At 43.2% G+C, this 13650-nt stretch carries 11 protein-coding genes; 6 read left to right on the top strand and 5 right to left on the bottom strand.

Going from position 1 to position 13650, the window contains the following annotated elements; translation table 11 throughout:
- Nucleotides 1-177: 177 nt before the first annotated feature.
- Nucleotides 178-2403, bottom strand: a complete 2226-nt coding sequence (locus A4U55_RS05135; protein ID WP_013107713.1) for an NADP-dependent isocitrate dehydrogenase — start codon at nucleotides 2401-2403, stop codon at nucleotides 178-180.
- A gap of 372 nt (nucleotides 2404-2775) precedes the next feature.
- Here A4U55_RS05135 and tsaD point away from each other — a divergent pair, with 372 nt between their 5' ends.
- Nucleotides 2776-3822 carry a tRNA (adenosine(37)-N6)-threonylcarbamoyltransferase complex transferase subunit TsaD gene (gene tsaD / locus A4U55_RS05130; protein ID WP_063454086.1) on the top strand — a complete coding sequence of 349 codons (1047 nt, stop codon included), beginning with the start codon at nucleotides 2776-2778 and terminating at the stop codon, nucleotides 3820-3822.
- 353 nt (nucleotides 3823-4175) lie between these two features.
- Nucleotides 4176-6068, top strand: a complete 1893-nt coding sequence (locus tag A4U55_RS05125; RefSeq protein WP_063454085.1) for a YadA-like family protein — start codon at nucleotides 4176-4178, stop codon at nucleotides 6066-6068.
- Nucleotides 6069-6213: 145 nt separating this feature from the next.
- Here A4U55_RS05125 and A4U55_RS05120 read toward each other — a convergent pair whose 3' ends face one another.
- Nucleotides 6214-7101: a LysR family transcriptional regulator gene (locus A4U55_RS05120; protein WP_063454084.1), complete on the bottom strand. Its 888-nt coding sequence runs from the start codon at nucleotides 7099-7101 to the stop codon at nucleotides 6214-6216.
- Between the two features lie 257 nt (nucleotides 7102-7358).
- Here A4U55_RS05120 and A4U55_RS05115 point away from each other — a divergent pair, with 257 nt between their 5' ends.
- Nucleotides 7359-7991 carry a DedA family protein gene (locus A4U55_RS05115; RefSeq protein WP_036335617.1) on the top strand — a complete coding sequence of 211 codons (633 nt, stop codon included), beginning with the start codon at nucleotides 7359-7361 and terminating at the stop codon, nucleotides 7989-7991.
- A 63-nt stretch (nucleotides 7992-8054) separates the two neighbouring features.
- On the opposite strand, the gene A4U55_RS05110 is transcribed toward A4U55_RS05115, so the two are convergent.
- Complete coding sequence (locus A4U55_RS05110) at nucleotides 8055-8423, bottom strand: outer membrane protein assembly factor BamE (protein WP_063454083.1); 369 nt, start codon at nucleotides 8421-8423, stop codon at nucleotides 8055-8057.
- 233 nt (nucleotides 8424-8656) lie between these two features.
- Between A4U55_RS05110 and fur the strand changes: the two genes are divergently transcribed.
- Nucleotides 8657-9097 (top strand): ferric iron uptake transcriptional regulator, encoded by a 441-nt coding sequence (gene fur / locus A4U55_RS05105; protein WP_003657811.1) that lies wholly within the window; start codon nucleotides 8657-8659, stop codon nucleotides 9095-9097.
- 179 nt (nucleotides 9098-9276) lie between these two features.
- On the opposite strand, the gene A4U55_RS05100 is transcribed toward fur, so the two are convergent.
- Complete coding sequence (locus tag A4U55_RS05100) at nucleotides 9277-10326, bottom strand: type IV pilus twitching motility protein PilT (protein WP_063454082.1); 1050 nt, start codon at nucleotides 10324-10326, stop codon at nucleotides 9277-9279.
- Nucleotides 10327-10613: 287 nt separating this feature from the next.
- Here A4U55_RS05100 and A4U55_RS05095 point away from each other — a divergent pair, with 287 nt between their 5' ends.
- Complete coding sequence (locus tag A4U55_RS05095; RefSeq protein WP_003658880.1) at nucleotides 10614-11324, top strand: YggS family pyridoxal phosphate-dependent enzyme; 711 nt, start codon at nucleotides 10614-10616, stop codon at nucleotides 11322-11324.
- 53 nt (nucleotides 11325-11377) lie between these two features.
- On the opposite strand, the gene A4U55_RS05090 is transcribed toward A4U55_RS05095, so the two are convergent.
- Nucleotides 11378-13069 (bottom strand): NAD+ synthase, encoded by a 1692-nt coding sequence (locus A4U55_RS05090; protein WP_003663201.1) that lies wholly within the window; start codon nucleotides 13067-13069, stop codon nucleotides 11378-11380.
- 248 nt (nucleotides 13070-13317) lie between these two features.
- Here A4U55_RS05090 and A4U55_RS05085 point away from each other — a divergent pair, with 248 nt between their 5' ends.
- Nucleotides 13318-13593 carry a hypothetical protein gene (locus A4U55_RS05085; protein ID WP_049167078.1) on the top strand — a complete coding sequence of 92 codons (276 nt, stop codon included), beginning with the start codon at nucleotides 13318-13320 and terminating at the stop codon, nucleotides 13591-13593.
- Nucleotides 13594-13650 lie beyond the last annotated feature (57 nt).

The following is a 13650-nucleotide window of genomic DNA, read 5'->3' as shown; positions in this document are numbered from 1 at the left end:
GGGATTTTTTAATGCCATCATAATCTATTGAATCTATTGAATCTATTGAATCTATTGAATCTATTGAATCTATTGAATCTATTGAATCTATTTAATCTATTTAATCTATGACTATTAATCTAATAAACCCAAAAAAATATCCCAAAACTGGGATATTTTTTTGATGATGGCGAATGCTTAGTGAAGCTGTGCTAGGATTTGCTCAAGCGTTTGGCTTGGACGCATTGCCGCTGCAGTCTTGGCAAAATCAGGGGCATAATAGCCACCGATATCAACAGATTGCCCTTGAACTTGATTAAGCTCGGCGACGATGGTGTCTTCATTATCGCTTAGGGCTTTGGCGATGGGGGCAAATTTATCCGCCATGGCGGTATCGCTGTTTTGGGCTGCCAGCGCTTGTGACCAATACATGGCTAAATAAAAATGACTGCCACGATTGTCAAGCTCGCCGACTTTGCGTTTTGGTGATTTGTCATTGAGTAGCAGTTTTTCGGTTGCACGGTCAAGCGTTTCTGCTAGGACTTGTGCTTTGGCGTTGTTCGTGGTCTGTGCCAAATGCTCAAATGACACCGCCAACGCCAAAAATTCGCCCAAGCTGTCCCAACGCAAATGATTTTCTTCGTTAAACTGCTGTACATGCTTGGGTGCTGAGCCACCAGCACCCGTTTCAAACATACCGCCACCATTCATCAAAGGTACAATAGATAGCATCTTAGCAGAAGTACCAAGCTCTAGGATTGGGAATAGGTCGGTATTATAATCACGCAACACATTACCCGTTACCGAAATGGTGTCTAGACCTTGTTTCATACGCTCAAGACTTGCCAAGCACGCATCGGCAGGCGGTAGAATTTGGATATCTAAGCCATCGGTATCCAAATCGCCCAAATAGTGATGAACTTTTTTGATTAGCTCAGCATCGTGGGCACGGTTTTTATCCAGCCAAAAAATGGCAGGCGTGCCACTTAGGCGAGCACGATTCACCGCCAAGCTTACCCAATCTTTGACAGCGGCATCTTTGGTTTGGCAAGCACGCCAAATATCGCCTGCTTCTACGGTATGAGAGCTAAGCACCGTGCCATGATCATCAATCAGCTCAACTGTACCATCATGCTCAATCTCAAAAGTCTTATCATGCGAGCCGTATTCTTCTGCCTTTTGTGCCATCAGCCCCACATTAGGGACACTGCCCATCGTGGTTGGGTCAAACGCACCATGCTCACGACAAAAATCGATCACCGCTTGATATACATGGGCGTAGCTGCTATCAGGAATGACGGCCTTGGTGTCTTTGGCGTTGCCATTTTTATCCCACATACGACCTGAATTACGAATCATCGCAGGCATGGACGCATCGACGATCACATCGCTTGGTACATGTAAGTTGGTGATGCCTTTATCGCTGTCTACCATGGCGATATCTGGATTGGTTGCATAGGCTTGTGCGATGGCATCTGTGACACCTTTGCGTGTATCAGCGTCTAATTTATCAAGATTTGCCAAAAGATGGCCAAAGCCGTTATTTACATTAATGCCAGCTTCTGCCAGCTTATCGCCATATTGCTCAAACACAGGGGCAAAGAACACACGCACCGCATGACCAAAGATGATGGGGTCAGACACTTTCATCATCGTAGCTTTCATGTGTAGGGAAAATAGCACATCTTTTTGTTTGGCGTCTTGGACTTGCTCTTTTAAAAAGCTTAGCAAGGCTTTTTTGCTCATCATGGTCGCATCGATGATCTCACCTGCTTTTAGTGCCAGAGGCTTGCGAAGCTGGCTTTGGTTGCCTTGGGTGTCTGTAAATATAAAAGAAACTGTTGTGGCATCCGCCACAGTTTTGGATTGCTCGTTAGCAAAAAAATCACCGCCATTCATCGTTGCCACATGTGATTGGCTGTCTTTACTCCATTGCCCCATGCTGTGCGGATATTTTTTGGCGAAGTTTTTGACCGCTTTTGGGGCGCGTCTGTCAGAGTTGCCCTCACGCAAAACAGGATTGACCGCACTGCCTTTGATTTTATCGTAGCGTTTTTGAATGTCTTTTTCTTGGTCGGTTTGGGGGTTGGTTGGATAGTCTGGCAGCTGATAGCCTTTCGCCTGAAGCTCTTTGATGGCAGCCAGCAGCTGGGGCATGGATGCCGAAATATTGGGCAGTTTAATGATATTGGCCTTAGGCTGGGTGACCAGTTCGGCAAGTTGGGCTAGAGCATCAGGGGTTTGCTGCTCTTGGGTGAGATACTCTGGAAAAGCCGCCAAAATGCGACCTGCCAAAGAGATATCACTGGTCACAAAATCCACGCCAGCGGTTGCACCAAACGCACGAATGATGGGAAGTAGCGAATGCGTGGCAAGGGCTGGGGCTTCATCGGTATGGGTGTAGATAATGGTAGATTTATTCATATAAACTCCTTGAATGTCAACATAAGATTTGGTTACAATCGTCGGTATTATGCCATACTTTGCTTGTTTTGCCTACTTTACAAAAACAAAAGTGGCGTATTCATGATAAAAGATGATAATATTATCAGATAATTTTAATAGTTTGGATAAAAATACGGTTGTGTATCAAGTTTGTTTGAATAATTCACTTAAATGATAAAAATCATATGATAACTACACTATGTTAATGACAATAGTGTCATGACAATAGTGTCATGACAATGCTCACAGCCGTGTTTTTTGTGGCGTCTGCCGATAGGTGCGATAGCCGATATGTGCTATAATAGTAAGTCATATAAATAGTCAGTAAATAATGATCATTGAGAATGCGTCATGAAAGTATTGGGATTGGAGACATCTTGTGATGAAACAGGGCTTGCCATCTATGATAGTACGATGAATGGTGGCAGGGGCGGCGTGCTGTCTCAGGTTTTATATAGCCAAATTAATCTACATGCCACCTATGGCGGTGTCGTGCCTGAGCTTGCCAGTCGAGACCACATTCGTAAGCTTGTGCCGTTATTTAATGAGATGTTGGATCGGGCAAATATCACCAAATCCGACATTGATGCGGTGGCGTATACCAAAGGGCCCGGGCTGATTGGGGCATTGATGACAGGGGCATTATTTGGGCGGACGCTGGCGTATGGGCTGGGCGTGCCAGCGGTTGGGGTGCATCATATGGAGGGACATCTGTTAGCACCGCTATTAGCCAGTGATGACCCCCCAAGCTTTCCGTTTGTGTGCCTGCTGGTGTCGGGCGGTCATACCATGCTGGTGCGTGCCGATGGTGTGGGCGTGTATCAGATATTGGGCGAGTCCATCGATGATGCGGTGGGTGAATGCTTTGATAAAACGGCAAAAATGCTCAAACTGCCCTATCCTGGTGGCCCAAATATCGAAAAATTAGCCAAAAACGGCAACCCACACGCCTATGAACTGCCAAGACCGATGCAGCATAAAGGGCTGGATTTTTCGTTCAGTGGCATGAAAACCGCCATTCATAATCTCATCAAAGACACACCAAACGCCCAAAGCGACCCTGCCACACGAGCAGACATCGCCGCAAGCTTTGAGTATGCGGTGGTGGATACTTTGGTCAAAAAATGCACCAAGGCACTACAGATGACAGGCATTCGCCAGCTGGTGGTCGCAGGGGGCGTCTCTGCCAATCAGACACTACGCCGCACCCTGACCGAGACGCTCCGCCAAATCGATGCGTCGGTGTACTATGCCCCGACCGAGCTATGCACGGATAATGGTGCGATGATCGCCTATGCTGGCTTTTGTCGGCTAAGCTGTGGACAGTCGGATGACTTGGCGGTTCGCTGCATTCCCCGATGGGATATGACAACGCTTGGCGTATCGGCTCATAGATAGCCACATCAATCATACCAACCAAATCATACCAACGATATTGGTATATACCAAATTGATACATGCCAAAAATACCATATTGAAAGTAGGGTTTGGGTATTATTTATGTAACTTATATCTAATTTGGTGTTGATACTTTGATAAAGCCTTGCTATACTGTAACCTAAATGGATATGATAGAGATTTTTCCATTTATGCCAGCAAAAGAGATAGATAGATAGATAAAACTCTGTCTTTTATCTGTCCGCTGATGCTTTCTGCCTGCTACCGATGATATCATTTATCTGCTTTTTAGGCATCAGTTATTTCACCGTGATGACTGATGTGATGACTTAACCACCAAAAGAGAGTGCTAAATGAAAACCATGAAACTTCTCCCTCTAAAAATCGCTGTAACCAGTGCCATGATTATTGGCTTGGGTGCGGCATCTACTGCGAATGCGCAGGCTAAAAATGATATAACTTTAGAGGATTTACCATATTTAATAAAAAAGATTGACCAAAATGAATTGGAAGCAGATATCGGAGATATTACTGCTCTTGAAAAGTATCTAGCACTTAGCCAGTATGGCAATATTTTAGCTCTAGAAGAGCTCAACAAGGCTCTAGAAGAGCTCGACGAGGATGTTGGATGGAATCAGAATGATATTGCAAACTTGGAAGATGATGTTGAAACGCTCACCAAAAATCAAAATGCTTTGGCTGAACAAGGTGAGGCAATTAAAGAAGATCTTCAAGGGCTTGCAGATTTTGTAGAAGGGCAAGAGGGTAAAATTCTACAAAATGAAACTTCAATTAAAAAAAATACTCAGAGAAACCTTGTCAATGGGTTTGAGATTGAGAAAAATAAAGATGCTATTGCTAAAAACAATGAGTCTATCGAAGATCTTTATGATTTTGGTCATGAGGTTGCAGAAAGTATAGGCGAGATACATGCTCATAATGAAGCGCAAAATGAAACTCTTAAAGGCTTGATAACAAACAGTATTGAGAATACTAATAATATTACCAAAAACAAAGCTGACATCCAAGCACTTGAAAACAATGTCGTAGAAGAACTATTCAATCTAAGCGGTCGCCTAATTGATCAAAAAGCAGATATTGATAATAACATCAACAATATCTATGAGCTGGCACAACAGCAAGATCAGCATAGCTCTGATATCAAAACACTTAAAAAAAATGTCGAAGAAGGTTTGTTGGAGCTAAGCGGTCACCTAATTGATCAAAAAACAGATATTGCTCAAAACCAAGCTAACATCCAAGATCTGGCCACTTACAACGAGCTACAAGACCAGTATGCTCAAAAGCAAACCGAAGCGATTGACGCTCTAAATAAAGCAAGCTCTGAGAATACACAAAACATCGAAGATCTGGCCGCTTACAACGAGCTACAAGATGCCTATGCCAAACAGCAAACCGAAGCAATTGACGCTCTAAATAAAGCAAGCTCTGAGAATACACAAAACATCGAAGATCTGGCCGCTTACAACGAGCTACAAGATGCCTATGCCAAACAGCAAACCGAAGCCATTGACGCTCTAAATAAAGCAAGCTCTGAGAATACACAAAACATTGCTAAAAACCAAGCGGATATTGCTAATAACATCAACAATATCTATGAGCTGGCACAACAGCAAGATCAGCATAGCTCTGATATCAAAACCTTGGCAAAAGCAAGTGCTGCCAATACTGATCGTATTGCTAAAAACAAAGCCGATGCTGATGCAAGTTTTGAAACGCTCACCAAAAATCAAAATACTTTGATTGAAAAAGATAAAGAGCATGACAAATTAATTACTGCAAACAAAACTGCGATTGATGCCAATAAAGCATCTGCGGATACCAAGTTTGCAGCGACAGCAGACGCCATTACCAAAAATGGAAATGCTATCACTAAAAACGCAAAATCTATCACTGATTTGGGCACTAAAGTGGATGGTTTTGACAGTCGTGTAACTGCATTAGACACCAAAGTCAATGCCTTTGATGGTCGTATCACAGCTTTAGACAGTAAAGTTGAAAACGGTATGGCTGCCCAAGCTGCCCTAAGTGGTCTATTCCAGCCTTATAGCGTTGGTAAGTTTAATGCGACCGCTGCACTTGGTGGCTATGGCTCAAAATCTGCGGTTGCTATCGGTGCTGGCTATCGTGTGAATCCAAATCTGGCGTTTAAAGCTGGTGCGGCGATTAATACCAGTGGTAATAAAAAAGGCTCTTATAACATCGGTGTGAATTACGAGTTCTAATTGTCTATCATCACCAAAAAAAGCAGTCAGTTTACTGGCTGCTTTTTTATGGGTTTTTGTGGCTTTTGGTTGTGAGTGATGGATAAAAGCTCATCAAGCGATTGATGAATATCAATAAATGATTGGTAAATATCAATAAAGCGGTTTAGGGTTTTTGGATATCTTTTAATAAGTTTAAAAACCCCTGCATAAAATAAAGCTGGGCATCAGAGCTGCGAGTAGCGGCATACAGCTGGCAATGCACGCCTGTGCCTAGGGGGCGTGAGATCACCCAGCCTTTGCGTTCGTATTCTAGGACAACCCAATCAGGCAGAGCGGCAACGCCATGTTCGGAGGCGACCAGCTGAATGAGCATGGCGGTCAGCTCAGTTGTGCGGATGTTGGCAGGTGTTACCCCATTGGGCGTCAAAAATTGGGCAATGATGTCCAAATGGCTTTCTTCAACAGGATAGGCGATCAGCGTTTGGTCGCATAAATCTTGGGGGGTGATGACTGATTGGCTTGCCAAAGGGTGGGTTGGTGCGACCACCAATCGGCTTTCATAAGTAAATAGCGGTAAATAGTCAATGTCATCAATGGGCAAATCGCTTGAGGTGATGAGTAAATCAATCTCGCCATCTACCAGCATTTGGTGCGGCTCAGGGTCAAACCCTGTTGAAAAATCAAGCTCAACATCAGCATATTGCCCACGATAGGTGTTTAAAATCGGCATCAGCCAATCAAAACAGCTATGGCATTCGCTCGCCAAACGCAGCCTACCTGCTTGACCATGTGCGAGGCGTTTAATGTCGGATTGGGTGCGTGCCACCTGTGGTAAAATACGCTCTGCCAACTCAAGTACCATCAAGCCTGCTGGGGTGAAGCTGATGGGGCGAGTACGCCGATTGACCATCGTAATGTCATAATAGTTTTCAAGCTCTTTGAGCTGATGACTGATGGCTGAGGCCGTTAGGTTCATCTCATCGGCGGTGGTGGCAAGCGACCCATGGCGTTTTAGGGCGTGCATCATCTGTAGGTGGCGAATCTCTAGCATAATAAAGCCATTTGTTGGTATTGTTTACATTGACATGAAATTTGAAATTGTATATGAGCAACATTTTATCATAATATCAAACAACATTCATGCTGTCTTAATAACCAATATGATGGCTTTAGTTTTTGGGATATTGATCTGTATTTGTGTATCGAATATCTGAGCAATCCAAAATTTATTAAGAGTGTTTTTTTGATAACATAGGCATATTTTGAATAAAAAGTTTGAATAAAAAGTGGGGAATTATGGGCATGATGATGCAGCTGATGGACTTTATTTTGACCATTGATCAGCATTTGGCAATATTTTTACAAGATTATGGCATGTGGATTTATGGCATCTTATTTTTGATTATTTTTGTTGAAACTGGGCTTGTGGTGATGCCGTTTTTACCTGGAGATAGTCTGTTATTTGCTGCAGGTGCGTTGGCCGCTGTGACAGGTGCGATAAATCCGATCTTATTGATCATACTGCTGTCTTTGGCGGCGGTGTTGGGCGATACACTCAATTATCACATCGGTAAATATATCGGACCTAAAGTATTTGTCACAAATTCCCGCTGGATCAATCATCAGCACTTGGTTAATACACAAAAATTTTTTGCAACGCATGGCAAAAAGACGATTATTCTTGCACGCTTTATCCCGTTTGCTCGTACCTTTGCACCATTTGTGGCAGGCGCGGGCAGTATGCATTATCGCTATTTTTTAAGCTATAATATCATCGGTGGGTGTTTATGGATTATGTCATTTGTGCTACTGGGTTATTTTTTTGGGAATCAGCCTGCCATTAAAGATAATTTTACTTATGTGATTTTTGGTATTATTATTTTTAGCATCTTGCCAGTTATTTTTAGTTTTATTAAACAAAAACTTAATAAAGCCGCTTAGCGGATGTATAAGCGGCTTATGTATAGTTAATACGGCTGTATGGTTCATACGACCACACCAGTATTAATGGCGAGTATCAGGCAAGCTGTCACGACCGTCAATGCGTGTCACGATGCCTTGGTTATTAAAATGAATGCTCAAGTATTGCGATGCGTTTTTAATGTCGGATTTTTTTTGGCGTTTGCCATCCGTGCCTGCGGTATGGTCATAAATATAATCCCAGCGGTTTGGTGCTAGGGTGTCACGCAAGGCAGGCGAGCCAAGTAAATATAGCACTTGGTTGGCATTCATGCCCACTTGTATTTGATTGGCTTGGGCGGCAGATAGTGGCGTACCTTGAGGTAAGTCGATGGTATACACCCGAAAGGTACTGCAGCCAGTCAAAGCAAGCACCAAGCCTAAGCCGATAGCTTTGTAAGTCATCTTTTGCATTATGATTCCCATATGGTGATGAAATGTGATCATATTAAACCAAAGACTTATCATTATGCAAGTATCTTTTGCGATTTGGGCGGTTTTGATGATGATAAGTTTTGATGATTGGATAAATCAATCATAAGCTTTTGGCATATGGTGATGATTTTGGGGTGCAAGCAGGGCGATTTTATGATACATTATTAATTAATTTATATGATTGAATATCATCAAGTTAGGATGGATAATATATGGCTTTTACAAATAAAGATTTGCGTAAAGCTGGCTTAAAGGTTACTTTGCCTCGTATCAAAATATTAGAACTGCTTGAAAATGCTGAGCATCATCATATGAGTGCTGAAGATGTCTATCGTGCATTAGCAGCACAGGGCGAAGATGTGGGTTTGGCAACGGTGTATCGTGTTTTGACCCAGTTTGAGCAAGCAGGCATCGTTGAGCGACATAATTTTGAGAATAATTTATCGGTCTTTGAGATTGTCCAAGATGAACATCACGACCATCTGGTCTGTGATGTGTGCGGTAAGATTGTTGAATTTCATAATTCAGTCATCGAAGAAGAGCAGTTTAAGGTTGCCAAAGCGCATAATTTTAAGCTATCAGGGCATTCGCTGATACTATACGGCGTATGTGATAGCCCAGAGTGCCTAAAATCAAGCGATGAAACCCAATAAATCTGAGTGCAGCTCTGTTAAGTGCAATTCTGTTAAGTGCAGCTCTGTTAAGTGTAACTCTATTAACATCCGTTGCATGTCCATCAAATCCACCCAAAGGTCAAAAAATCCAAAAGCTCAGCAGTTGGGCGGCGTATCTTAAGCCATTGATTATCATAATTTGGGTGGCAGATTATGGGTTATCGCAGCATATTGATTTGTTCGTTGGCAGTGGCTGGCGTAATTTTGCCTGTTTCAGCCAAGCGTGATAAAGATTGCGTCAAATCAATCATACCTTGGGTCAAACTGGTCTGAATGACAGAAGGCAGCTGAGAAATTTTATTTTCACGAATCAAATGGGCAACCGCAGGCGTATGCGTGAGAATCTCAAACGCTGCCACACGACCACCGCCTTGGGCAGGCAATAGCCGTTGGGCGACCACTGCCTTTAGTGAGTCGGCAAGCATCGTGCGAATCATGTGTTTTTCGCCAGCATCAAACACCTCAATGATACGGTCAATGCTCTTTGGGGCGTTGACCGTGTGCAAGGTTGCCAGCACCAAATGCCCAGTTTCGGCAGCTGTCAGTGCCAAGCGAATGGTCTCAAGATCACGAAGTTCGCCAACTAAGATCACATCAGGATCTTCACGCAACGCTGAGCGTAGGGCATTTTGAAAGCTTCGGGTATCTTTACCGACTTGCCTTTGATTAATCAGCGAAAGCTTGGAGCTATGCTCATATTCAATAGGGTCTTCAATGGTGATAATGTGCTTTTTTTGGTGTTGGTTGATGTGGTCGATAAAACTGGCAAGTGTCGTTGATTTGCCTGAGCCTGTTGCTCCTGTGATGAGTACCAAGCCTGCCTGAAGCTTGGCTATTTTTAGCATACTATCATAAATATATTCATCATAGCTTAACTGTTGTAGGCTGGGAATGTGTGTTTTTATCACCCGAAAAACAGCCGCCGCACCGTGTGCCTGAAAAAATACATTCACCCGAAAGCGAGCGATACCATCAAGCGAAAGTACAAAATCATGTTCAAGATTGTGTTGCCATTGATGATAATCTGTGTCATCCATCACAGGGCGTAGCATCTGCATGATACCATCTGTATCAATGGGCGTGATGTCCATGGGCAAAAGATTGCCATCAATACGCAGCATAATGGGCTGTTGGGCGGATAAATGTAAATCTGAAGCGTTTTTTTGATGGGCAAATCTTAATAACTCTATCAAATCAGGCGTATTCATGGCATACTCCAAATGCAGCCACAATAAAGCGGCGACCGCAGTTAAGTGGTGGTTTAAACGGTGTTACTTCAAACTGTGTTACAATACCAGTTAGGCGATATTGAATGACTCATGTTAATAATGCATGACCAGCCAAGCGGTTAAGTGATGCCCAATGACCAAGCTATTGGGATAATCGCTTGGTTGTAATGATAAATGACTGGGTAACAGCCGCCTAGGTTTTATTAATTTTTTATTAATCCAAAATCAAACATTAGCCAATTTTAAACCCTAAAAGAAGGTGCGTAATGGACGCTATGATAACCATTGATGATAATCAGTTGCTGACCAATTACCGCTTGATTAAGCAGGCACTTAATACCGCCAATGATCAAGCTGTGCAGATGAATCCAACTCATCGTCCTGCCAAACTGATTGCAGTTTCTAAAACCAAGCCTGTTGCGATGATACAAACCTTATTTCATCAGGGTCAACAGGATTTTGGTGAAAATTATCTGCAAGAAGCACTGGGCAAAATCAGTCAATTATCACAATTACCCATCATTTGGCATTATATTGGTAGCATTCAGCGTAACAAAACCCGAGATATTGCCAAGCACTTTGATTGGGTGCATACCTTAGAGCGTGAAATCATTGCCCAGCGTCTCAATGAGCAGCGTGCAGGCATGCAGCCGCTTAATGTGTTGATACAAATCAATATTGATGATGAAAGCAGTAAATCAGGCTGTAAACCAACCGAACTGCCCACGCTCATAGAACAAATCATCAACTACAAAAACCTAAACTTGCGTGGCGTGATGGTCATTCCAAGTCAGCAAACCGTAGATGCGTTTGCCCGCACAAAAGTACTATTTGATGCGATGGCAAGGCGTTTTGACTTGCCAAACTGGGATACCATCAGCATGGGCATGAGTGGCGATATGACACAGGCGGTAGCACACGGTTCAACCATGGTGCGTGTGGGAACAGCGATTTTTGGTGAGCGAGACCATCGGTAGTTTGCCATCATAAATGATACAAAACGCTCACTGATGTAAGCGTTTTGTATCATTTAGCCTTTGATTGACCAGCCATTTACCAATGGGTAACGGCGTTCACGACCAAACGATTTTTTGGTAATTTTAGTGCCGATAGCACCTTGTCTGCGTTTGTACTCAGCACGATCCACCATGCCTAGGATTTTTTCGACAGTTTTTGGTTCAAATCCTGCCGCCACAATTGCCTTATAGCCCAAATCGTCATCAATATACATTTTTAGGATGCTATCAAGCGTCTCATAATCGCCTAGACTGTCTTGGTCTTTTTGGTTGGGACGCAGCTCAGCACTGGGCGGGCGAGTGATCACTCGTTCAGGGATAACAGGATTATCCTCCAAGCGATTGCGATAGTTCGCCAAGCGATAGACATCGGTTTTATACACATCTTTTAGGACATCAAATCCGCCCACCATATCACCATAAAGTGTTGAGTAGCCAACGGCATTTTCAGACTTATTGCCTGTTGAGATGACCATATGCCCAAATTTATTAGACAGTGCCATCAAGATCGTGCCACGAGCGCGCGCTTGTAAGTTTTCTTCGGTGACATCAGGCTCGCTATTGGCAAGCAGTGGTGCCAAGGCTGAGCGTAAGCCTGCCACAGCATCATGAATGGGGCAGACAGTATAAGACACATTTAAGCGTGCTGCTTGGGCTTCGGCATCTTCTAGGCTGATTTGAGCGGTGTATTCATACGGCATCATCACGGCATACACCCGATCACAACCCAACGCATCAACCGCAATACAAAGGGTGAGTGCACTGTCAATACCGCCTGATAGGCCAACAATCACCCCTTTAAAGCCTGAGCGATTGACATAATCTCTTAGGCCCACGACCAAAGCTTGATACATCTCAGACTCTTCAGACAGTACCAAAGGTGCTTTAGCTTGTGTATCAAAGGTTTTGTTTTGGGTGTCAAACCGTGCCATCAAAAGCTGATTTAAGAATCTCACGCCTTCGTGTGCCACACGGCCATCTGATTGTGTGATTAAAGAGCCACCATCAAAGACAATGTCATCTTGGGCGCCAACGGTATTGACATAAATGATGGGCAAATGATGGGTGGAGGAGTGTCGGGTTAACAGTGATTTGCGGGCGGTTTGTTTACCAATTTCAAAAGGTGACGCATTGATGACGATGACCAAATCAGCCCCTGCTTGTTTCAGTGCCTGAATGGGTTCATCATGCCAAATGTCCTCACAAATCAAAAGACCAATCGTTACGCCTTTATAATCAAACAAGACTTGATTAAGACCTTTTTGGAAATATCGCTGTTCATCAAAGATGCCGTAGTTTGGTAGGCATTGCTTATGATAAAATCCTTTTTGGCTACCATCTTGTAAGATGGCGGCCGAATTGAATGTGCCATGATGATCAATGTGCGGATAACCCAAAATCACGACGATGCCTTCGATTTCGGCAAGTTTTGCCATCGCTTCACGCACCCGTTCACCCAATGTTGGGCGTAATAGTAAATCTTCGGGCGGATAACCTACCAAAGCAAGCTCAGGAAAGATAACGATATCTGCACCACGAGCTTTGGCGTCTAGGGTTAAAGCGTGCATTTTTTTGACATTACCTGCGATGTCCCCCACCCAAAAATTGGTCTGAATGATCGCAAAAGTCATTTGACCTGTCGTGGTATCTGCGGTATGAAAACTGGTTTGTGTGCTATCGGTAGCATCGGTTTTGGCTTTTGGCATTTGTAATATCCTTGAAATTTGTGAGCATTGGGCATCATACCAAGTGCGTTTAAATTGATGTCATAAAAAATGCAATGACCTCACTGTCGTCGCAAATTTCATAAACAAATTTTGTAAAAGTGGCAAATACGCCAAACATTCTGGCTTATCAAAATCGTTGACAAACCTGCAAATAGTATAGCATAAACCCCCAAACTTTGTGGTATAGTAATCTTAGGTTTCTAAAAATTAGTGGTGAATTGGCGTTTATGTTTGCTTTTATTTTAAATATTATCATCATCAGTGTGGTCATGTGGCTGTTTTTGAAATTTATGTATCCTAAGCCACCCAAAGCGTTCTTCCCCAAAGAAGGCGATGATGCAAGCGTGCGGCATTGCCACTACTGTGGGCATGCGTTGGCAACCTATCGTGGTATTTTATTGAACGAAAATCAGCCTAATGAACGGTTTTTTTGTAATGCTGACCATCTCAAATCTTATGCCGATACTCATCCAAAAGAAAATTTACCAATGATTAACGATTGATAGCTTTTGGGTTAACATCAAAAACGGTAGTTTTTATGCTACCGTTTTTGATGCGTT

The sequence above is a fragment of the Moraxella catarrhalis genome, from assembly GCF_001632285.1.
GTDB lineage: Bacteria > Pseudomonadota > Gammaproteobacteria > Pseudomonadales > Moraxellaceae > Moraxella > Moraxella catarrhalis.
This window is presented reverse-complemented; position numbering and strand designations above follow the sequence as displayed.